This is a genomic window from Campylobacter sp. BCW_4319 (assembly GCF_001764435.1).
In the GTDB taxonomy this organism is placed as follows: Bacteria; Campylobacterota; Campylobacteria; order Campylobacterales; family Campylobacteraceae; genus Campylobacter_D; species Campylobacter_D jejuni.
The window spans coordinates 79589-101560 of sequence record NZ_MKAQ01000010.1 but is presented as its reverse complement, the minus strand read 5'-3'; the positions used below and the strand labels follow the sequence as shown (position 1 = coordinate 101560).

The following is a 21972-nucleotide window of genomic DNA, read 5'->3' as shown; positions in this document are numbered from 1 at the left end:
ATTTTTATTTTTATTTGAAAAATTAAAATAACAATGTTTAAAGAGTAAATTATGAGTATATATTTTGTGCATTTTCTTATCAGTGTTTTACCACTAAGTATTTTAATGGCCTTTATCGCTTCTGATAAAAAATATATTTTTAAAAGTTTTTTAGTAGTTTTTTTAGGCTTTTTATTTGGATATTTTGCTTTTTTTATCGCAGCACAATTTTTAAAAACCGAAAATTTAATCTTTAATTTTGATTTTGTTTTTATAGGTTTATTGCTAGTAAGCTTTATATTTTATTTTTGGAAAAAAATTGAAATTTTAAATTTTATTTTATTGGGAATTTTAAGTTTTTGCACCGCTTTGCATTATTATTTTTTAAGTCAAGATTTCCCTATTTTTACTAGCTCTTTAATCGATAGCGAAGGTATAAGTTCTTTAGGTTTTATTGCTTTAGCCTTGCTTGTTTGTATTTTAATTTTCTTCTTTTTAAAATGGCAAAAAAATTTTAATCAAAAAACAAGCTTTATGCTGTTTTTACTGCTTATCCTTATAGAAAGCGATAAAGCTCTAGCCAATATCTTGCTTACTTTAATGCGAAATTCCATCATAGAAACTCATACTTTTTTGGTGAGTTTTGTAGGAAAAAGTAATTATTTTGGCGTTTTTGGAATTTATATTTATTTAATTTTCATCGCTTTTTTAGCATTCTTAAGCTTAAAAATTCGCAAAAAAAATATAAGCAAAAAACAAATTTTAGATATAAATTATCGCAAAAACGAAGCTAAAACAAGTCTTATTAATCGTTATTTTTCCAGCGTTTTTATCTCCTGTGTTATAAGTTTTTGCATTATTTTATACTTTTTTATGGTAAGCTCTAAGCCTTTAACCATAGATGAGCCTAAAGAAATTTTACCCGATAAGAATGGCAAATTTATCTTTGATATAGCTCTTTTAAGGGACAACAAACTCCACCGCTTTGCTTATATCAGTGCTGAAGGCAAAGTGATAAGGTTTTTTCTTATCAACAAAAGAGAAGATAGGGATTCCCCTGTAGCTGTTTTTGATGCTTGTATGATTTGTGGAGATATGGGCTATATCAAAAAAGATGGACAACTTATTTGCATTTCTTGCAATGTGCGTATTTTCTTGCCTAGTGTAGGCAAAAGCGGAGGTTGCAATCCTATCCCACTCAAATACGAATACGATGGTAAAAAAATCACCATAGATGTTAAAGATGTAATAGCAGGATCTAATTATTTTAGTCAAATCAAAGAAATTGAAGTGCAAGATCCTGTATCAAAAACAAAGGTTATAAACACCCAAGCTCCTTTTTCTTATAGCTATAAAGGGATTACTTATTATTTTTCAAATCAAAACAACTATGAAGAATTTAAAAAAGATCCTACAAAATATGTAGAAGAAAACGAAGCCCAATTTTTAATCCAAAGGAGAAATGATGTTGGCTAAAATGATTTTTAACTCTATATTTAAAAACAAAATTCAAAAATTTTTAGCCTTTCTTACTTGTTTTTTAGCCACGCTTTTGCTCTCTACTATGCTAAATATTACCCTAAGTATAGGCGATGAAGTAACTAAACAACTCAAAAGTTATGGCTCTAATATCCTTGTTTTACCCAAAGGCTCAAGTCTTAGTATAGAAATAGGTAATGAACTTTATGAACCCTTAAAAAACAAAAACTACCTAGAAGAAAAAAATTTATATATGATTAAAGACATTTATTGGCGTAACAACATCACCGCACTTGCTCCTTTTTTAGAAGGTAAAATCACAATTGAAAACTCCCAGCAAAAAGCACTTATTTATGGCACTTATTTTCAAAAAGCCATAAAAATTAAAGATGATGATGATTTTATCACAGGTATAAAAAGTCTTTATCCTTATTTAGCAGTCCAAGGAGAATGGGCAAAAGATGATAGCAATGAAATCATGCTAGGCGAAGACTTTGCTAAAAACAATAAATTAAAATTAGGAGATACTATCAAACTCATAGGAGAAAACAATCAAAGCAAAGAAGCAAAAATCGTAGGTATTTTGCTTCATGCCAATCCTAAAATGTCAAATAAAATCATCGCTCCTTTAAATTTAGCTCAAGATTTACTCAACAAACAAGGACTTTACTCAAGTGCAGAAGTAAGAGCTTTTACCATACCTGAATCAGCCCTTTCTGAAAAAGTGCGTCGCATGGGCGAAGAAAAATTAGATCAATTAGAATATGACAAATGGTATTGCTCAGCCTATGTAGGCTCAATCGCTAGTCAAATTAGCGATGGCTTACCAGGTGCTGATGCAAAAGCTCTAAATGCTATAAGTGATGCTCAAAGCTTGGTGGTTAAAAAGATCCAATCCTTAATGGGCATTACTTGCATTATTTGTCTTATTGTTGCAAGTATTGCGATTTCAAGTCTAATGAGTTCTGAAATTCATCGTAGAAAAAAAGAAATAGGACTTTTAAAAGTACTTGGTGCTAATACTTTTCAAATTTATCTCATCTTTGCTGGTGAAAATTTAATCGTAGCTTTATTTGCTGCTTTATTTGGATTTATTTTTGGCACAGCATTTTCTCAAATCATCAGCCTTAGTATTTTTGGATATTTTATTGATATAGCCTTTATAGCTTTACCTTTAAGCTTTATTTTTGCAGGACTTATTGCCTTACTAGGTTGCTTGCTTCCTATAAAAAATATCACACAACTTTCAGCTGCAGGAGTGCTTTATGGTAGATAAGTTTTTCCTTAATGAACTTTTTAAAAGCATTAGCTTTTCTTATCAAAGACTTTTTATTATAGTTTTAAGTGTTTTTATAGGAGCACTTACTTGCTCAGCTTTTTTAAATATTTATTTTGATATTGACACCAAACTTTCTAAAGAATTAAAAGCTTATGGAGCAAATGTAATGATAAGTCCTAAGCGGGATGAAAATTTTATCTCCAATGCTGAGTATGAAAAAATAAAAGAAATTTTAAAGGCTAGAGCTTTAACTCCTTTTTTGTATGATTTTTTAAATTTAGGCAGTACAAGCGGAGTAGTTTTAGGCACTGATTTTAGGGCTTTAAAAATCACTAAACCTTTTTTAGAAGTTAAAGAAGGAAGCTTTTCTCTAAATGATTTTGATGAAAATTCAGCCTTTTTAGGAGTTAATTTAGCCAAGCAACTAGGCCTAAAAACAGGCAATGAACTTCAAATTTACAATCCAAACAATGGAAAAAGCATAAAACTTACCATAAAAGGCATACTTTCAAGCAATGATGAATTTGATAGCATTGTTTTAGCCCCTTTAAGCGTGGTGCAAAATTTAAGCGATAGAGCCGGTATTAACTATGCTAATGCTGTAGTTTATGGAAATTTTGATGAAGTTAAAGCCAAAACACAAGCAATCAACAATGAATTCATCGATGCAAAACCTATATCTTCAGTATCCTTAAGTGAAGGTTTAGTACTTGGAAAAATCAAAGCTTTAATGTTTTTAATCATACTTGTAGTATTGATCATAGTCACTACTAGCGTTAATACAACTTTAAGCTCTATTATATTTTCTCGCAAAAAAGAAATCGCACTGCGTTTAGCCTTGGGTGCGAAAAAAAGTGAAATTTTTAAACTTTTTGCTAGTGAATGCTTTATAGTAAGTTTTTTTGCTAGTTTAATCGGAGCTTTTTGTGGGATATTTTTAGCCAATGTCTTTGGTTATTTGATTTTTAATTCTAGTATTGATTTTAGATTTATAGCTGTTTTTATAGCCTTAATCATTTCTTTGATTTTTGCCTTTTTGGCTGCATTTTTTCCTATAAAAAGAGCATTAAAAATCAATGTGTGTGAAAATTTGAAAGGTGAATGATGAAAAAAGAACTTATTAAAATAAACAACTTAAATAAAGAATTTGGCAAAGTTAAAGCCTTAAACAATATCAACTTAAGCGTCTATGAAGGAGAATGGCTTGCCATCATGGGTCCATCAGGAAGTGGAAAATCAACGCTTTTAAACATACTATCACTCATGGATACTCCAAGCTCTGGGGAGTATATCTTGGATAATGAAAACCTAGAGCAAATGGATGAGGAGCAAAAAATCACCTTGCGTCGTGAAAAAATAGGACTTGTCTTTCAACAATTTCATCTTATCCCCTATCTTAACGCCTTAGAAAATGTTATGCTTTCTCAGTATTATCACTCAAGCGTAGATGAAGAAGATGCTAAAATGGTTCTTGAAAAAGTAGGACTTTCGCATAGACTCACTCATTTACCTAGCCAATTAAGTGGCGGAGAGCAACAAAGAGTTTGCATAGCAAGAGCTTTGATTAATAACCCAGAGCTTTTACTCGCAGATGAACCCACAGGAAATTTAGATGAAGCCAATGAACAAATCGTTCTTCAAACCTTGCAAAAATTAAAAAATGAAGGCAAAACCATAGTTTTAATCACACACAATCCTGATTTAGCCAAATTCGCAGATCGAACCCTTATCTTACAACATGGGGTGTTAAAATGAAAAAAAACCTTTTAATCTTAAGCATTTTGTTCTTGCTCAATGCTTGTTCTTTTGAAAATTCAAAAGATACTGGAAAAGTTGGAGAAAAAAGCGCTGAAATTTCAGCTAAAGATACCTTAGGAAAAGCTGTAAAACTTGCTGATGATAATACAAGTTTAAAAGTCTTAGTCTTTTTTCAAAATGGTTGCCCTTCTTGCTTAAAAGAACTCCCTTCTTTAGATGAATTCATACAAAATCACCCCAATAAAATCAGTGTTTATGCTATAAATTCCATCGATAATGCCAATGTGGTTAAAGTTTTAGCCGAACAATTTGACTTTAAAAATGTAAAAGTTTTAAAAGACGATCTTAAAATCACCAATGATCGTTACGCTGTGTTTGCAACCCCTACTACCATCATCATTAAAGATGGGATGATAAAAGATAGAATTTTAGGAGAAAAACCATGGGAATTTTTCGAATCCAAGCTTATTTCTTTGCTTTAATCATAGCTTTATTTTTTGTAGCTTGTGATAGTGGAGAAAATTTTAAAGCTTTAAATAGTGATAAAACCTATAATTTTGCCTACAATGGTTTTGAAAAAAGCCTAAAACTAAATGATAAAGCACAAAATTTTGCCTTAATATTTTTCACAAAAGATTGTGGAGTTTGTAAAGAACAAATTCCTATTTTACAGAATTTGGCTAAAAATTATGATTTTAATATCTTTGTGGTTTTAGGTGATGCAAATGATGCAAATGATGCAAAAGCTTGGGCTGATGAAAAAGGTTTATCTAATTTAGCAATGTTTTATGAAAAAAGAGCAGCTAAATACCTTTCAAGTGCCATTGGGGAAATATATGGAGTGCCTGTGCTTAGTTTTTTCAAAGAAGGAAAAATGGATGAAAAATTCATAGGCTTAACTCCTTATAGCATACTTGAAAAAGAAATCAAAAAAGTAAAAAGCTAAGAATTTACTTTAAAGCTTTTTATCTCCTATAAAATATCCATAAAGCTCATAGCTTCCATCTTTTTTCATCAAAATTACAGGATATTTTTCACTATAACCTTGTTCCATTCCTGGGCTTCCTTGCGGCATGCCAGGAGCTGAAATTCCTATAACATCTTTAGGTTTGTTTTCAAGCAACCATGCTATAGCACTTTCAGGAACATGCCCTTCAATAGCATAGCCTTCGATCACACCCGTATGGCAACTTTGATACTCATCTTTTATACCCATTTTTTCTTTGATTTTAAGAAAATCATTGGTTTTGTGAACACTAACCTCATAACCCTTAGCTTTCATATAATCAGCCCAAAGATCACAACAGCCACAAGTAGGACTTTCATAAACTTGTATTTCCTTAGCTTGCGTAAGAGTGAGTAAAAAAAGAATGGTTAAAATTATTTTTTTCATAATTGCTATCCTAAGTAAAAAATATATAATAATACTTTTATAAAGTTAATACCATCACATTTTTAACACTAAAAATGAATTTACAAAAATTTAATCAAGAAAAAGATTTTTAATGAGTGCTGATTTTGTCTTTACAGTAAAGATATAAAAGATAAAACGATTTAAAAAACTAGAAATTTTTAACTTAAAAAGCTTAAAATTTAGATATACTTTATACTTACTATGTTTTTTCATAGTATGTTCTAATAGTGAATTTCCACTAAGAGTGAAAACTCAAGGCGGATTTTTATTTGCAATATTTACTTAATAGAATAATTATGATCGCTTGTTCCTCCACATAAATACCCCTTCTTATCAAAACTTGCAATTTCGCAAGAAAGAGTAGAGAGCTTAGCTCTTTTACCATCACTAGTTAATATAAGAACTGTCTTATAATAAACATATTTGCTTTTATCTAAATATTCTTTTTATATTATAGCTTGGGTTGAATTATATTCTTTTGGATCAACTTTTGCAACAATATCTGCTTCATAAAAAGTTGCCTTTTTAAAAAGTGGCTGATCTATAATTGGTTTGATACTCTCTTGGAAATATTTGTTTTGCATTTCGCTTGCTGAAACTGGAACTAAATTTTTTTATTAATAACTATCAAATCTGCAAATGCTGACACATTTAAAGCAACTAAAGCTGCTAAAGCTGAAGCTAATTTTTTCATTTTAATCTCCTTGAATTGAATTTTGTATATTTTAATTATTTTTCAAATCTTTTGCAAGATAATTTTTAAATTTATCTAAATTAAATTTGCATTTTATCTAACAATCATAAGAAATTTTAAAATGAAATAAAAATTTATGAGAAATCAACTCTTGTTTGAAAATGATAAAAGTAAGTGGTGCGGATGAAAGGACTTGAACCTTCACGCATTGCTGCACCAGATCCTAAGTCTGGCGTGTCTGCCAATTTCACCACATCCGCTAAAGTGGTACGCCCAAGAGGATTCGAACCTCTGACCTACGGCTTAGAAGGCCGTTGCTCTATCCAGCTGAGCTATGAACGCATATAAAATCTTGGTGGTGCGCCCGATAGGAATCGAACCCATAACCTACAGATCCGAAGTCTGTCGCTCTATCCAGTTGAGCTACGAGCGCTTAGTGGGGTGAGTGATGGGAATTGAACCCACGACCCTCAGGACCACAATCTGATGCTCTAACCGACTGAGCTACACTCACCATTTTGTATAAATTTATAAAAAATGGTCGGGGTGAAAGGATTCGAACCTTCGGCCCCTTGGTCCCAAACCAAGTGCGCTAACCAGACTGCGCTACACCCCGAATAAATAAAAGGAAATATTTTATCACAAAATAATTTTAAAGTCAAGGATTTTCATCCCTTATTCTTAAAAAAACTGGAAAGCGAGGTAAGGAATTTTTGGTCAATCCATTAAATTTATAAGTTATAATACTACCAATTTTTGGAGGATTTTTTCTATCTTTATCTTTTAAACCACTGCCTATTTTAATGATTTGTCCATTAGGCATTTTACAAAGCAGAGCACCTACTTGATTTTCAAATTTACCCTTGCCCTTGCGAAATCCTACTAACTCACACTCTGCATCATCATAGGGTTTTAATTTCATAGCATTTTTACTTCTGCCTTTTTCATAAGGACTTAAATTTTTGCGTATGACAATACCTTCACCTTGATTTTTTATAATGCTTTCGTAAAATTGATTTAAATTATTTTGATTTTCAACTGGAATTTGAGGAATAATTTTTATATAGGCACTAGGATATTTTTGCAAATACTCTTCTAAAACAGCCAAACGATTTTTAAGGGTGCAAGTAGAAATTTTAAATTCTTCGCAAGCATTTGGCACATCAAAAATATTATAAGTTACTTCCTTCCATAAGGTCAAATTGCTATCGCCACTACGAATTAAAGCTGAAATTTCATCAAATTTATTTCTTGCTATCCAAAGCTCACCATCAATAGTAAAAGGAGGGAAATTTTTTGTAAAAAAGTCAGGAGTTTTTATTTTGTAATTTTGGCGAGTTTTTAGATATTTTCCATCCCAAATTCCACGCACCCCATCGAGTTTTTCGCTCATCAAATAAGTATTAAAATCTTTAGAGTTAAAATCTTGCTTATCGAATTTGCTAAGAAGTAAAATTTCATTAGCAAAAACTAAACAAGCACAACATATTAAAAAAACAAACCTCATCAAAGCAGATTAATCATATATCCAGTTGCATCTTTTTGAATATTATAATTATAAGTTCCATCAAGATATATTACAAGTCGATAATATCCTTTATGAGATCCAAAGTCTATGCGTTTAAAAATAGAATTGCTAAGGCGTATGTTTTTTGTAGGGCTAATCAAATTAGATCTAAAATCTATAACGATTTTGCTTGGATTTCCTACTGAAAAATCTGTGATCATTTCATCACTAGTGTTAAGTTTTATTTTGTTTTTATAAACCGCGTAAGAAATAAAATCATAAATCTTTGCAACCTGTAAAGGTATTTCAACATTAGCTGTTGAGTTTGATTCTTGTTTAGAGCTATTTTTTTCAGGTATAGTAACTGAAATATCAAGTACTTTTGAAGGATCAGGGCTTTTAAATCTTGATATAGTATAAGTATCGTGCCAATCAATACTTTTATTGACATCTAAATCGATCTTATCTTCACTTCCGTCTAAATTGATATAATTAAAAGTGATGCTTTTTAAAATTCTTGCACTAGAATTAAATTTAACTTCCTCTTTTTGAAATTCAGGTGGAGCAACCAAGGTTATATTTTGATCTGTCTTGAAAGGATTTTCATCAGCATATAAAAGAGAGGTAAAAATAAAAAATATTGCCAAAATTCTAGTTTTCATTTGGGTATAATCCTTTTAATTCAAAATAATCTTTTTGTGCTTTAGCATTTTGTTCTTTGAGCAAAATAATCTTTTTATTAAGCTCTTCTTTGGTATTTTCTAAGCTTAATAAAGCATCTAAAGAATACTGCCCAAAAAACATATTGCCAAAATAAATCGCTCCAATTACAACAAGAAAAGCCCAAAAAATCATTTTTATAACATGGGTATAAAAACTTTTTTTTCTTGTGCTTTCGTCGTATTCTTTAAGTAAATCACTCAGAGCTTTTCTCCTAAGTATTCATCGCTTTCAAGTTCAATTTCAAGTAAGCGATTGTATTTTGCGGTTCTTTCACCTCTTGCTAGGGCTCCTGTTTTGATTTGTCCTGTATTTAAAGCTACAGCAAAATCTGCTATAAAAGCATCTTCACTTTCGCCACTTCTATGACTCATCACACATTTATAGTTATTTCTTTGCGCTAAACGCACAGTTCTCATAGTTTGGGTAATAGTTCCGATTTGATTTGGTTTAATAAGCACAGCATTTGCCATTTTTTTGATGATGCCTTCTCTTAAAATATCTTCATTAGTTACAAATAAATCATCGCCTACAAGCTGAATTTTATTGCCCAATTTTTCAGTAAGCTTGATCCAACCTTCAAAGTCATTTTCAGCTAAGCCATCTTCGATACTGCAAATTGGATATTTTGCACAAAGTTCTACATAGCGTTCGATCAAATCCTCGCTTGAAAAAGCCTTGCCTTCCATGTGATATTTGCCATCTTTGAAAAATTCTGTACTTGCCACATCAAGAGCGATTTTTACACGATTTTCATAACCTGCTTTTTTGATACAAGTCATTAAAAGATCGATAGGTTCTGTGTTGTTAGCTAAATTTGGAGCAAAACCGCCTTCATCGCCTAAAGCCGTAGAATGTCCAGAATTTGCGAGTTCTTTTTTTAATATCGCATAAATTTCACAAACTGAACGCAAAGCTTCTTTAAAACTAGTAAAACCAAAAGGCATGATCATAAATTCTTGAAAATCTACATTGTTGTTTGCATGAGCACCGCCATTTATGATATTACACATTGGCACGGGTAAAATGCTCGCATTTGCACCACCTAAGTAGCGATATAAAGGCATTCCCAAAGCAGCTGCAGCCGCACGAGCTGTTGCCATAGATACGCCTAAAGTCGCATTTGCACCTAAATTTGAGTAATTATTTGTTCCATCAAGCTCACGCAAAGTATCATCAAGTTGAGTTTGATTAAAAGCATCTAGTCCTAAAATTTCATCTGCAATGGTCTCATTGACATTTGCAACAGCTTTTAAAACGCCTTTTCCGCCAAATCTTTCATCATTATCACGCAATTCTAAGGCTTCTTTTGAACCTGTACTTGCACCACTTGGAACTATGGCCGCACCTACACTTCCATCGCTTAGCGTAACTTCGGCTTTTACGGTTGGATTTCCTCTACTATCAAGAACTTCATAGGCTCTAACATCTTCAATTACTAACATTATTCTTCTCCTTCGTCATCTTCGCTACCGCTGATCATACCTTCTATTCCCATAGAATTTTGAATTGCTTTTGTGATTTCATCTGCAATTTCAGGGTTTTCTTTTAAGAAAGCTTTTGAATTTTCTCTACCTTGTCCAAGTTTTTTATCTTTATAAGAAAACCACGCACCACTTTTATCTACGATATCAAGTTTTACACCATAATCGATCAATTCACCTTCACGGCTTAAACCCTCTCCAAACATCACATCAAATTCAGCTTGTCTGAATGGAGGAGCAACTTTATTTTTAACTACTTTTACTTTAACGCGGTTTCCTATAGGTTCTTCGTTTTGTTTTAAGGTTGCTACTTTTCTAACATCTAAACGCACAGAAGCATAGAATTTTAATGCATTTCCACCTGTTGTAGTTTCAGGAGTGCCATAACCCATAGCACCGATTTTCATACGAATTTGGTTGATAAAAATTACTGTGGTATTCATTTTATGAACTATACCTGTAAGTTTTCTTAGAGCTTGAGACATAAGTCTTGCTTGAAGTCCTACATGTTGATCGCCCATATCGCCTTCAATTTCTGCTTTTGGAGTAAGTGCTGCAACGCTATCTACTACGATAAGATCTACTGCGCCACTTCTTGCTATAGTTTCTACAATTTCTAAGGCTTGTTCTCCAAAATCAGGCTGAGAAACATACAAATCATCTGTACTTACACCCAAATTTTTAGCATATTTTACATCAAGCGCATGTTCTGCATCGATAAAAGCACAAACTCCACCTGCTTTTTGGCATTCTGCGATAATATGTAAAGTTAGAGTGGTTTTACCTGAACTTTCAGGTCCATAAATTTCTATAATTCTTCCTTTTGGAACACCGCCTATACCTAAAGCAAGATCAAGCCCAACTGAACCTGTGCCTATGCTATCGATTTGCTCAACTTCTTTATCCCCTAGTCTTAAAATAGTGCCTTTTCCAAAGGTTTTATCTAAACTTTTTAGGGCAGCGTCTAGAGATTTTCTTTTATTATCATCCATAACTTTCCTTAAAAATTCTAAATTTTTAGCTAGAATTCTAACAAAATAAAATTAAATAATGATTTATTTTGCTAGAATTAAAGCAAAGATTTACAAGGAAGCATAGATGAAAAAAATTACTATTGCACATTCTCCTGATGCTGATGATATTTTTATGTATATGGCTATTAAATTTGGGTGGATAGGGAATGATTTTGCTTATGAAAATACAGCTTTAGATATACAAACTTTAAATGAATTTGCCTTGAAAAATGAATTTGATGCTACGGCTATTTCTTTTGGGCTTTATCCTTTAATCGCTTCTGAGTATGCGCTTTTACGCACAGCAGTGAGTTTTGGTGAAGGTTATGGGCCAAAACTCATCAAGAAAAAAGACACACATTTAAAAAGAAATTTTAAAGTCGCTTTGAGTGGAGCAAATACCACCAATGCTTTGATTTTTCGTATGAAATACCCTGAAGCAAGAATTATTTATAAGAATTTTTTAGACATTGAAAATGTAGTTTTAAGTGGCGAAGTAGATGCAGGAGTTTTGATCCATGAAAGCATTTTAGAATTTGATCAAAGTCTTTGCGTGGAAGCAGAACTTTGGGATATATGGCTTGAATTTGCTAAAGAAAATTTGCCTTTGCCTTTAGGTGGAATGGCTTTGCGTCGTTCTTTGCCTTTAAGCGATGCGATTAAGATCGAAAGAGATTTAACCAATGCTGTAAAAATTGCCGATGCAAATCGTAAAATTTTAGCCCCTATGCTTATGGAAAGAAAACTTATCCGTGTTGATGAAGAAAAACTTGATACTTATCTTAATTTATATGCCAATAAAAACTCTATTAGCATGAATCAAACTCAACTTTTAGCTGTAGATACGCTTTTTAAACTAGGATATGATTATAAATTTTATGATAAAATCATACATGTAAATGATTATCTTATCCCTAGCGAATACGAAGAAGCTAGAAATTCTTAAAAAGGATAAAAATGGACGAAAGTACCTTAGTTGCTCTTGGAGTGCAAACCTTTAAAATCACACTTTTACTTTCCTTGCCTATGCTTTTGGCAGGACTTATTGCAGGGCTTGTGATCAGTATTTTTCAAGCAACTACACAGATTAATGAAATGACACTTTCTTTTGTTCCTAAAATCATCTTGGTTGTGGTTATTTTAATCTTTTTAATGCCTTGGATGACTACAACTATGATTGATTTTACTGAGAATATACTAAATCAAATTCCAACTTTTATCAAATGATCATTGATTTTAAAAAATACTCTTCTGTGCGTATAGGAAACGAATTTGAAGTTTTAGTTTTGGATCAAATTTGTGATTTTGATGGTTTTTTAATAGGTGGTGCAAATAACCTTTTAATTAGCCCAAAACCTAAAAATATAGGAATTTTAGGAGATGGTTTTGATTTTATACAAATTTTAGATCAAAATAAAGATTTTATACATCTTCGCATAGGCTGCAAAACAAAATCAAGTAAAATATATCGCTTTACTAAAGAAAATAATCTTAAGGGTTTTGAGTATTTAAGCAAAATTCCTGGCACACTTGGTGGGCTTTTGAAAATGAATGCAGGGCTTAAAGGAGAGTGTATCAGTCAAAATTTAATCAAAATTGCTACTTCTCAAGGCGAAATTCTAAGAGAAAATATAAATTTTGATTATCGTTTTTGTCCTTTAAATATGCCTTTTTTTTGGGCTGAATTTAAATTAAATTTTGGCTTTGATACCCTTAAAGATGAAGCTTTAAAAAATGCAAGAAGCAACCAACCTAGTGGAGCAAGCTTTGGCTCTATCTTTAAAAATCCAAAAAACGACTTTGCAGGACGTTTAATCGAAGCTGTAGGACTTAAAGGATTTAGCAAGGGAGATGCTATGTTAAGCGATAAACACGCAAATTTTTTAATCAATAAAAAAAATGCAAGTTTTGAAGATGCGTTTTTTCTTATCGAATTGGCTAGAAAAAAAGTCTTTGAGGAATTTGGCATAAACTTAGAAAATGAAGTGATTATTATCTAAAAATTTTCAATATATCTTTAAATTAATTGATAGTTAATTTTAATTTTTTTATTTCATTATCTATAACACTAGCTAACATTTTTGGCATTTGATTTACAATATCTTGATAATTTTGTTTTGCATCTTGATTTTTTAATGTCAAATTTAATTCTGCATTTTTTGCTACAAGAATTTTTCCATTGCTTGTAGAAATAATTTTAAAATTAACATTAGCTACACCCTCTTTACTAGTTGTGATAAAATAATTTGTAATATTTACATAAAAATCTTGCAAATTTACCACCACAACATAATCTGTAAATTTAGCATACATTTTAGCCTTATCTTTTTCTTGTGTTAAAAAAGGACTTACATTTATAAGTTTTGCATCATTAGGGCTAAAATATGACAAAGTTTTAGGACTTTGATAAATACCATTTGCAGCAGAATTAACCCAATTAAGCTTTAAACTTTGAATCAAATTTTTAGCAAATAATGTAGAAAATTCCTTATCACTCACCCTAAAACCATCTAAAAAATAACCGAAATTTTTCCTAGAAGTTAATACAATAGCAAAATCAATATCCTTATCTTTAGTGATTTGCGATTTTTTTTCAATTAAAGTAGAACTATCAAACAATGCTTTTTGTTGATTTAAATTTGGATTTGCAACATTTTGATTTAGATCTATTACTTCAAAGCTATCTGCACTTTTTTCAATTTTAATAACTTTTTTCTGAGAAAAATTATTTGCTAAAAGATTAGAACTTAAAACTAAACTTAAAAACAAAATGAAACAATACCTCATCTTCATCCTTATAAACTATTTAAATATAAAATTATACTCTTTATTTTATAAAAAATCTTGTAAAAAATTCCTAGATGAAACACAAATAAAAGGACTGGATTTATAATTTAAAGGGTTATATAAAATGTATTTTTTAGAAAAATCCCCCATAAATCCTCCATTTTGATTAATCAAAAAATCTCCTGCTACAATATCCCAAATATTAAGCTTTTCAAATCTTTTATAAACTCCTGCCCTAGCCTCTAAAATAGCACAAAATTTCAATCCAGAGCCTATATTAATAGCTTCTAATTGATGCTCTTTTGCAAAGTCTTCATCTTCTTTGCTAAGATGATTAACACTCAATAAGGCTTTATATTTATTTTTCTCGTATTCTTGCTGGTCAATTTGCAAAGGTTTATCGTTTTTATAAACCTTGGTTTTTGCATGAGCATAGAATATATCACCTTTTAATGGGTTTTGTATAAGCGATAAAACAGGGCGATTGTCATGAACCAAACTTATCATAATGCAAAATTCATCACTGCCTTTTAAAAAACCACTTGTTCCATCAAGAGGATCGATAAGCCAAAAAGTTTTTAATTCTTCACACTCTTCTTTGCTGAGTAATTTTTCTTCTGATAAAATTTTAATATCCGTAGAACCTAAAATATCATTTAGAATTTTATTAGAAACAAGATCTGCTGATGTAAGCGGGCTTTTATCTTCTTTTTCCCAAGTTTTGAAATTTTTTCTCTCTTCTAAAATAGCTTTAGAAGCTTGATTGCTAGCATTTATAGCAATTTCTAAAAATTTATCAAGATTAAGCATGATTATAAGACTTTCTATAAGATTTTTTAAAATTATACAAGAAGATTTTGTGGAATTTTTAATTTCCACAAAAATTTTAATTAAATTTTACTAGTTTCACCCAAATAAAGTTGTCTTGGACGGACTATTTTAAGACTTTCTTGCTCTTTTTGTTCTATCCACTGAGCTATCCATCCTGGGGTGCGTCCTATAACAAATAAAGTAGCAAACATTTCATTTGGAATACCTAAGGCTTTTAAAATAAGTCCACTATGAAAATCAACATTCGGATATAGCCCTCTTTGAACAAAATAATCATCGCTTAAAGCAATCTCTTCTATACGCGTTGCTACTTTAATAAGATTGGTATCAATACCCAACTCATCAATAAGTTGATCACGAAGCTTTTTCAGTACTTTTGCTCTAGGATCAAAATTTTTATAAACCCTATGCCCAAAGCCCATCAAGCGGAAAGGATCGTTTTTATCCTTAGCTCTTTTGATGAATTCATCTACCCTATCAACACTACCTATTTGCTCAAGCATTCTAATAACACCTTCATTAGCTCCACCATGTGCATGACCCCAAAGCGCACCAATACCTGCTGCTATACAGGCATAAGGATGAGCATGAGTTGAACCCACAGCACGAACTGTTGAAGTTGAAGCATTTTGCTCATGATCTGCATGAAGCATAAAAACCGTATCAAGTGCTTTTACTTCTATAGGTTTAAGCTCTACATGATCGTAAGGATAAGTTCTTAACATATATAAGAAATTTTCTGTAAAACCACGATCTAAATTTGGATAAGCCATAGGAAAGCCGTGTTTATATCTATAAGCGGTGGCCGCTATAGTAGGGATTTTAGCTACTATTCTAGCTGCCATTTCCATATATTCTTCTTTTACATTCATGTTTAAATGATCAGGATAAAAAGCACTAAGCGATGAAACAGCACCTTGTAAAACTGCCATAGGATGAGCATTATCAGGGAAAGAATCAAAAAGACGATGCATACCTTCATGGATAAAAGAACGTTTTTTCATTTCATAACGAAATGCTTCAAGACGCGTAGCATCAGGCAATTCTTTATAAAGTAAAAGATGAACCACATCTAAATAAAGTTTGTTTTCAGCAAGCCACTCTATAGGATAGCCACGGTGCATTAAAATTCCGTTTTCTCCATCAATATAAGTGATTTTTGATTTACAAGTAGCTGTAGAAGTCAAGCCCTCATCATAAGAAAACATTCCTGTTTGTTTATAAAAACTTGACATATCTACAACGCTTGGCCCAGTTGTACCGTCATATATAGGAAATTCATAGCTTTTTCCATTTCTATTATCGGTTATAGTAACGGAATTTGACATTTTCGCTCCTTTTATTGTTACTTTTATTAATTCTAACAAAAAAGGACGATTATGAGTTTTTTTATTATTAAATTTTTAAGATTTTATTTGCTTTTTTGAGTAAAAAAGTAACTTTCATTTTTTAGAATTAGAAAGAAATTTAATCATGCTCATAACAATAACAGCCTCAAATAACGCTGTTAAAATAAGTGCTGAATAAAGCTTCTCATCAATAACCTTGCCCGAATAACCCAGAGTAGCTGTTGCTATAAGCAAGGTTAAAGGCATAGAATGACTAAGACCAAATAAAATCATATTTTTAAAACCAATTCTTTTTAAAAAAACACTTGCACATAAAATTCTTAAACCCACCATAACAAACATAAGTAAAAATGCTTGTAAAACGATTTTATAATCTAAAATCATTTTAAGATCAAAGGTTGAACCTATATGGATAAAAAAAATAGGGATTAAAAACCCGTGTCCAAAAGTAGAAAGCTTGTGCTCAAGATCTTTTTTATGATCAAAAAAAGTAGCTATAAATGAACCTGCTATAAAAGAACCAAGAACGATTTCAAGTTTTGTAATAACCATAGCAACAATGATCAGTATAAAAATGGCCATACAAAATCTTATATCTTTTTCATTTTTATCTTCCCATGGCATAAGCACAACTTTAAGCTGAGGATACCACCAAAAAAGCACACCAAGCATTTTAAATCCAAGCAAACAAAGCCCCAAAAAGATATTAAGATATAAAATACTTTGCGCTACATCAATAATACCTGTTCCTTCGCGCAAAAAAGCTCCCGCTATAGTCAAAAGCACAATAGAAATCACCTCAGCTAAAGTAGCTACTATCATAGCAATATTTAGCCAATAACACTCTTTTCCAAAATCCTTAAAAAGTAAAGATAAAAGCCCTACACTCATCACAGGTATAATGATAACAAATACTAAAGAAAGTCCAAAAATCCATACTATAAAAGAAGATAAAGTATAAAGTAAAAAAATATAAAAAAAACTTTTTTTGGCGACTTCTTTATCCATATTAAAAAAGGCTCTTAAATTTACCTCCATACCCGCTATAAACATTAGATAATAAAAACCTACATTGGCTAAAAGTGCAAAATTTTCACTTTTTCCTATGAAACCAAAATACGCTATTATTGCCCCTAAAATAATTTCAGTAGCTGAAAGAGGCAAGCGTAAAATTCTCGCAATATGCGGAGAAAAAAGTAAGCATAAAGCTATAACAATAAGAATTTTTAGATCAATTAAACCTTGTGGATCAATGACACTCTGATGCAAAAGTAAATCCCATTTCTTTTAATTTTATTATATCTTGACTTGGTTTTTCACCTTTAGTGGTTAAATAATCCCCTATAACAATAGCCCCAGCACCTGCTTGAAAAATTTCATACTGCCTTTCTCGCAACACCACTTCACGCCCACCTGCTACCATTACCACGCTTTGCGGTAAAGCCTCTTTGGTATCACGAACAATTTTTAAGGCTTCATCAGCATTAAGTCTTGGAACTTGTAGTTTTAAATTTTCATTGGCTATAAAAAAATTAATAGGCGTTGAAAAAGGCTGTAATTCTTGCAAAGATTTTCTAAAACTTAGTCTATCTTCTTCACTCTCACCCATACCATAAATTCCACCACAACAAAGCATAAGTCCTGCTTCTTTAGCGTTTAAATTGGTTTGAAATCTACTTTCCCAAGTATGAGTGGTGCAAATTTGTGGAAAAAATTCCTTAGAAGTTTCAAGATTGTGATTATAAGAAAAAATTCCTGCTTTTTTAAGTTCTTTGAGTTGTTCCACGCTTGCCATACCATTACAGGCAATTAAAAGCAAATTAGGCACTTCTTTTTGCACAGCCTTAGCAGCCTCACAAACATACTCAAGCTTTTCATCATCAAGCCCAAGTCCTGCTGTAACCAAACAAAAACCCAAGGCTTCATTTTTCTTTGCCATTTTCGCTTCTAAAACGATTTGTGAAAGTTCTTTACGACGATATTTTTGAATATCTGTTTTTACATGAGCACTTTGGGTGCAGTATTTACAGTCTTCTGAACAATTTCCACTCGCTATATTTGAAATAGCACAAAGCATGATTTGCATTCTAATCCTTCATTTCTTTTTTGATTTTGCACTTTAAGCATTCTAAGAATATACCTTTTTTAAGCTCTTTTATCACTAAAGTTTCGCCACACTCTTCGCATTTTTCTTCACTTGGTTTGTATTTGCTTATAAAATTGCATTTTGGATAAGCACTACAACCATAAAATTTACCGCGTTTTGAAAAGCGTTCTACGATTTCACCTTTTTGACAACTTGGACAAGTAATACCTGTACCATTAGCTTTAGCTTTTGCAGCAGTATTTTCGCTTTCATTTTTACTTTCACTTTTTAAATTTCTTGAATACTTACATTTTGGGAAATTTAAACACGCTACAAATTCTCCAAAACGCCCTTTTCTAATAGCAAGCTCCCCGCCACAATCAGGACAACTTTCGCCTAGCTTTGTGACAGTTTTTTGACTAGCTATTTTTGTTTTTCCTTCTTCGATTTTTCTCATAAAAGGATAGTAAAATTCTTTTAAAGTTTCTTGCCAATCTGCCTTATCTTCTGCGATTTCATCTAAGGTATTTTCAAGGTTTGAAGTAAATTTACTATCTACTATATCGCTAAAATTTTTTTCAAGCACTTCGGTTACATTAAAAGCAACATCGCTAGGAATGAGTTGTTTTTTATCTATTTTTACATAATCACGGCTTGTAAGTATAGAAATGGTTGGCGCATAGGTAGAAGGGCGACCTATGCCTAAACTTTCAAGTTTTTTTACAAGTCCTGCTTCTGAATACCTTGAAGGTGGTTCGGTAAAATGTGAGTTCATTTCTAAATTTTGTATTTTTAAATTTTCACCTATTTTAAAATTTGGTAAAATTTTATCCTTATCCATATCACCATAAACTTTATAATATCCATCAAAAAGGATTTTTCTACCGCTTATTTTAAAAACTGCTCTATCATTTTTTACAAATACATTTTGAGTTTGAGAGATAGCAGGATTCATCTGACAGGCTAAAAAGCGATTGTAAATAAGTGTGTAAAGTTTTAACTCATCTTTGTCTAAAAATTTGGCCGCAATTTCTGGAGTAAAACTTAAATTTGTAGGACGTATAGCTTCATGAGCTTCTTGAGCACCTTTGGCTTTTGTAGTGTATACATTTGCTTTACTTGGAAGATAGTCTTTGCCAAAATTTGCTTGTATGAATTTTCTTGCATTCTCTATAGCTTCTTTGGCCAAATTTAAACTATCGGTTCTCATGTAGGTAATAACCCCCATCACGCCTTCATGGGTATTTACTCCCTCATAGAGTTTTTGAGCTATCATCATGGTTTTTTTAGGGTTAAAACCAAGGCGATTGCTAGCACTTTGCTGCAAGGTTGAAGTCATAAAAGGAGGCGGTGGAGCGATTTTTCTTTCTTTACTTTCAATGTCGCTTATAGTATAAGCTTCATTTTTACAAGCCTCTAGTATGAGTTTAGCACGATCTTTGTTAGCAATGGTAAGTTTTTCTATCTTGGCTTTATCAAACTCAACTAGTTCTGCATCTAAATCTTTTTGAAAAATCATATCTATGCTAAAGTATTCTAGGGGTACAAAGGCACGAATTTCTTTTTCACGATCGACTATGATCTTTAAAGCTGCACTTTGAACACGCCCAGCACTAAGTCCTCTTTGAATTTTTTGTCCCAATAAAGGGCTGAGCTTATACCCTACAATGCGATCTAAAAGGCGTCTAGTTTGCTGAGCATTTACAGAGTGCATATCTAATTTTCTTGGATTTTTTAAAGCATTTTCTATAGCGTTTTTAGTGATTTCATGAAAAACAATACGTGGTAAGGTGTTTTCATCTTTTCCTATAGCTTTTGCAATATGATAGGCTATAGCCTCTCCTTCTCTATCCTCATCCGTTGCAAGATAGACTTCTTTGGCATCTTTGGCTTTGCTTTTAAGTTCTTTAACTAAGGCGCTATGATCACTTGTGATTCTATACTCAGGGATAAATTCATCATCTTCTATTTTAATCCCAAAGCTTGATTTAGGCAAATCTCTAATATGTCCTTTGGAAGCGATAACTTCATAATCTTTTCCCAAAAAATTTCCTATGGTTTTAGCTTTTGCAGGAGATTCTACTATGATTAAATTTTTCTTCATTTTGCACCCTTGTTAAATAAAAAGCTGAATTTAGCTAAAAATATTTAAAATTCTACTTATAAAATATATTTTAATCAAGCTAAAATATTTTAAAAACAAAACTATCATAACAAAATAAATAAAATATAATTTTAAGTAATTTTAAATACAAACCATAATTTTTAGAGTATAATAAAACAAAAAAGGCAAAAATTATGAATGGCAAAACTTATAAATTTCATCCAAATGACACGAAAATGGATAAAAAAATAATTCAAATTACTGAAAAGTCCGGATTTAAAGCGGCTGTGTTTTCTATGGCCGCTATGACTATGCTAGGAAGCGTGGTCATTTCATCTGCTCTGCCTGCTATCAACAGACATTTTGAAGAACTTTTAACCCAAAGTGGCGCTACTCTTGCTTCAAGTTTCACATTAGCTCATCTTGATATACTTGTTCGCTTAGTTTTAACCATCCCTGCTATTTTTGTTGTCATTTTATCTCCATTTGCTGGTATTTTAATGGATAAATTTGGCAAATTAAAATTCATTCTTCCAGCTATGGTGGTTTGGACTATTTCTGGAGTAAGTGGCTTTTTCTTAAATGATATTTATGCTATACTGACTTCAAGAGCTATTTTTGGTATGGCAACTGCTTTTATAATGACAGGCGCTTCGGCTTTACTTGGAGATTATTATAGTCGTGGTGGCTTTAATCGCAGAGAAAATGCTTTAAGTCTTCAAGGATTTTTTTGTGCGGTAGGGGGTGCTGTTTTTATTTCTATTGCAGGATTTGTTTCGAGTTATTCTTGGCGTTATCCTTTTTTAGTATATGGACTTGGAATTTTAATTACCTTAATGGCTATCATTTATCTTTTTGAACCTAGAAAATTTAAATTCTATAATCATACAAAAATAGAAGCAAAAACAAATTATTGGCAATTTTTCCCTATCTATTTTATAGGTTTTTTTATCATGGTAGTTTATTATATTTCGCCAACTCAACTTCCTTACTATATAGAAGAACATTTAGGATTGGATCCTAAATATATAGGTATTTCGATGTCTGTATCTGCACTATGTTATGGTTTTTTCTCTCTAAGCTATAGATATATTATAAAATTCTTAAGTATTAAAACTATCTATGTTTTAACTCTTTTTATCGTATCTTGTTCTTTTTTGCTGCTTTTTTTAGTAGATAGCTTTTTTACAGTTTTAATCGCCTTAGCTTTGCTTGGAATGGGCGGAGGTATTATGCTTGTAAATAATACGGCTTATCTTTTTTCAATCTGTCCTGAAAATGCTCGCGCTAGGGCTTATGGAATTTTAGCAAGTTGTATATTTTTAGGACAATTTTTAAGTCCTATTATCTCTCAACCTATCGTTAGACAAATGGGTCTTGTAGATGCTTTTTTAATATGGTCAATAGTAATTTTTATAATGTGCATTGTGTTTTTATTTTTAAAGCAAAAACCTAGGATAAATTAATTCAATTAATTATATTCTTCAT

At 31.5% G+C, this 21972-nt stretch carries 22 protein-coding genes, 5 tRNA genes and 1 pseudogene; 10 read left to right on the top strand and 18 right to left on the bottom strand.

Going from position 1 to position 21972, the window contains the following annotated elements; all coding sequences use genetic code 11:
* The first annotated feature begins 51 nt into the window (after window positions 1–51).
* The 6 genes from AJN56_RS04115 to AJN56_RS04090 are packed head-to-tail and all read left to right on the top strand — an operon-like array spanning window position 52 to window position 5441.
* On the top strand, window positions 52–1455 hold the full coding sequence (locus tag AJN56_RS04115; RefSeq protein ID WP_002868872.1) for a Fe-S-containing protein: 1404 nt from the start codon (window positions 52–54) through the stop codon (window positions 1453–1455).
* Window positions 1442–2734, top strand: a complete 1293-nt coding sequence (locus tag AJN56_RS04110; RefSeq protein WP_079254197.1) for an ABC transporter permease — start codon at window positions 1442–1444, stop codon at window positions 2732–2734. Before AJN56_RS04115 ends, AJN56_RS04110 begins: the two co-directional genes overlap by 14 nt.
* Entirely contained in the window at window positions 2724–3842 is a 1119-nt protein-coding gene (locus tag AJN56_RS04105; RefSeq protein WP_002868870.1) for an ABC transporter permease, read from the top strand. Before AJN56_RS04110 ends, AJN56_RS04105 begins: the two co-directional genes overlap by 11 nt.
* Window positions 3839–4492, top strand: coding sequence for an ABC transporter ATP-binding protein (locus AJN56_RS04100; RefSeq protein WP_002860103.1), 654 nt, complete (start codon window positions 3839–3841; stop codon window positions 4490–4492). The genes AJN56_RS04105 and AJN56_RS04100 overlap by 4 nt, the downstream gene beginning before the upstream one ends.
* A complete protein-coding gene (locus tag AJN56_RS04095; RefSeq protein ID WP_002868869.1) occupies window positions 4489–4977 on the top strand; it encodes a TlpA family protein disulfide reductase in 489 nt (162 codons plus the stop codon). Before AJN56_RS04100 ends, AJN56_RS04095 begins: the two co-directional genes overlap by 4 nt.
* On the top strand, window positions 4938–5441 hold the full coding sequence (locus tag AJN56_RS04090; RefSeq protein WP_002867533.1) for a TlpA family protein disulfide reductase: 504 nt from the start codon (window positions 4938–4940) through the stop codon (window positions 5439–5441). Before AJN56_RS04095 ends, AJN56_RS04090 begins: the two co-directional genes overlap by 40 nt.
* A gap of 9 nt (window positions 5442–5450) precedes the next feature.
* On the opposite strand, the gene AJN56_RS04085 is transcribed toward AJN56_RS04090, so the two are convergent.
* The 12 genes and pseudogenes from AJN56_RS04085 to recA form a co-directional block, all read right to left on the bottom strand.
* The gene (locus AJN56_RS04085; RefSeq protein WP_002868868.1) at window positions 5451–5888 is read right to left on the bottom strand and encodes a DUF411 domain-containing protein; all 438 of its coding nucleotides are present in this window, start codon (window positions 5886–5888) and stop codon (window positions 5451–5453) included.
* A gap of 299 nt (window positions 5889–6187) precedes the next feature.
* Window positions 6188–6603, bottom strand: a pseudogene (locus tag AJN56_RS08755) (hypothetical protein).
* Between the two features lie 175 nt (window positions 6604–6778).
* Window positions 6779–6863: transfer RNA gene (locus tag AJN56_RS04075), tRNA-Leu, on the bottom strand.
* A gap of 5 nt (window positions 6864–6868) precedes the next feature.
* Window positions 6869–6945, bottom strand: a tRNA-Arg gene (locus AJN56_RS04070).
* 14 nt (window positions 6946–6959) lie between these two features.
* Window positions 6960–7036, bottom strand: a tRNA-Arg gene (locus tag AJN56_RS04065).
* Window positions 7037–7040: 4 nt separating this feature from the next.
* A tRNA-His gene (locus AJN56_RS04060) sits at window positions 7041–7117 on the bottom strand.
* A 24-nt stretch (window positions 7118–7141) separates the two neighbouring features.
* Window positions 7142–7219: transfer RNA gene (locus AJN56_RS04055), tRNA-Pro, on the bottom strand.
* A 42-nt stretch (window positions 7220–7261) separates the two neighbouring features.
* Complete coding sequence (locus tag AJN56_RS04050) at window positions 7262–8110, bottom strand: DNA ligase (protein ID WP_002869274.1); 849 nt, start codon at window positions 8108–8110, stop codon at window positions 7262–7264.
* On the bottom strand, window positions 8110–8772 hold the full coding sequence (gene cgpA / locus AJN56_RS04045; protein ID WP_002869275.1) for a glycoprotein CgpA: 663 nt from the start codon (window positions 8770–8772) through the stop codon (window positions 8110–8112). Before cgpA ends, AJN56_RS04050 begins: the two co-directional genes overlap by 1 nt.
* Window positions 8762–8965, bottom strand: a complete 204-nt coding sequence (locus tag AJN56_RS04040; protein ID WP_002869278.1) for a hypothetical protein — start codon at window positions 8963–8965, stop codon at window positions 8762–8764. Before AJN56_RS04040 ends, cgpA begins: the two co-directional genes overlap by 11 nt.
* A 65-nt stretch (window positions 8966–9030) precedes the next feature.
* Window positions 9031–10275 carry a phosphopyruvate hydratase gene (gene eno / locus AJN56_RS04035; protein WP_002856489.1) on the bottom strand — a complete coding sequence of 415 codons (1245 nt, stop codon included), beginning with the start codon at window positions 10273–10275 and terminating at the stop codon, window positions 9031–9033.
* Window positions 10275–11306 (bottom strand): recombinase RecA, encoded by a 1032-nt coding sequence (gene recA / locus AJN56_RS04030; RefSeq protein ID WP_070246167.1) that lies wholly within the window; start codon window positions 11304–11306, stop codon window positions 10275–10277. Before recA ends, eno begins: the two co-directional genes overlap by 1 nt.
* A 106-nt stretch (window positions 11307–11412) precedes the next feature.
* On the opposite strand from recA, the gene AJN56_RS04025 reads away from it, so the two are divergent.
* The 3 genes from AJN56_RS04025 to AJN56_RS04015 are packed head-to-tail and all read left to right on the top strand — an operon-like array spanning window position 11413 to window position 13327.
* Window positions 11413–12273: a menaquinone biosynthesis family protein gene (locus AJN56_RS04025; protein WP_002860117.1), complete on the top strand. Its 861-nt coding sequence runs from the start codon at window positions 11413–11415 to the stop codon at window positions 12271–12273.
* 11 nt (window positions 12274–12284) lie between these two features.
* A complete protein-coding gene (fliQ, locus tag AJN56_RS04020; RefSeq protein ID WP_002851290.1) occupies window positions 12285–12554 on the top strand; it encodes a flagellar biosynthesis protein FliQ in 270 nt (89 codons plus the stop codon).
* Complete coding sequence (locus tag AJN56_RS04015; protein WP_002856370.1) at window positions 12551–13327, top strand: UDP-N-acetylmuramate dehydrogenase; 777 nt, start codon at window positions 12551–12553, stop codon at window positions 13325–13327. The genes fliQ and AJN56_RS04015 overlap by 4 nt, the downstream gene beginning before the upstream one ends.
* Before the next feature lie 22 nt (window positions 13328–13349).
* On the opposite strand, the gene AJN56_RS04010 is transcribed toward AJN56_RS04015, so the two are convergent.
* The 6 genes from AJN56_RS04010 to topA form a co-directional block, all read right to left on the bottom strand.
* The gene (locus AJN56_RS04010; RefSeq protein ID WP_079254198.1) at window positions 13350–14120 is read right to left on the bottom strand and encodes a hypothetical protein; all 771 of its coding nucleotides are present in this window, start codon (window positions 14118–14120) and stop codon (window positions 13350–13352) included.
* A 39-nt stretch (window positions 14121–14159) separates the two neighbouring features.
* Complete coding sequence (locus tag AJN56_RS04005; RefSeq protein ID WP_070246169.1) at window positions 14160–14924, bottom strand: 3'(2'),5'-bisphosphate nucleotidase CysQ; 765 nt, start codon at window positions 14922–14924, stop codon at window positions 14160–14162.
* 80 nt (window positions 14925–15004) lie between these two features.
* Window positions 15005–16273 (bottom strand): citrate synthase, encoded by a 1269-nt coding sequence (locus tag AJN56_RS04000; RefSeq protein ID WP_002869285.1) that lies wholly within the window; start codon window positions 16271–16273, stop codon window positions 15005–15007.
* A gap of 114 nt (window positions 16274–16387) precedes the next feature.
* On the bottom strand, window positions 16388–17563 hold the full coding sequence (locus AJN56_RS03995; RefSeq protein ID WP_002869286.1) for a cation:proton antiporter: 1176 nt from the start codon (window positions 17561–17563) through the stop codon (window positions 16388–16390).
* Window positions 17544–18380: a biotin synthase gene (locus tag AJN56_RS03990; RefSeq protein WP_070246171.1), complete on the bottom strand. Its 837-nt coding sequence runs from the start codon at window positions 18378–18380 to the stop codon at window positions 17544–17546. Before AJN56_RS03990 ends, AJN56_RS03995 begins: the two co-directional genes overlap by 20 nt.
* 1 nt (window position 18381) lies before the next feature.
* On the bottom strand, window positions 18382–20484 hold the full coding sequence (topA, locus tag AJN56_RS03985; RefSeq protein WP_002869288.1) for a type I DNA topoisomerase: 2103 nt from the start codon (window positions 20482–20484) through the stop codon (window positions 18382–18384).
* Between the two features lie 194 nt (window positions 20485–20678).
* On the opposite strand from topA, the gene AJN56_RS03980 reads away from it, so the two are divergent.
* Window positions 20679–21950 carry an MFS transporter gene (locus AJN56_RS03980; RefSeq protein WP_002869289.1) on the top strand — a complete coding sequence of 424 codons (1272 nt, stop codon included), beginning with the start codon at window positions 20679–20681 and terminating at the stop codon, window positions 21948–21950.
* The last annotated feature ends 22 nt before the right edge of the window (window positions 21951–21972 follow it).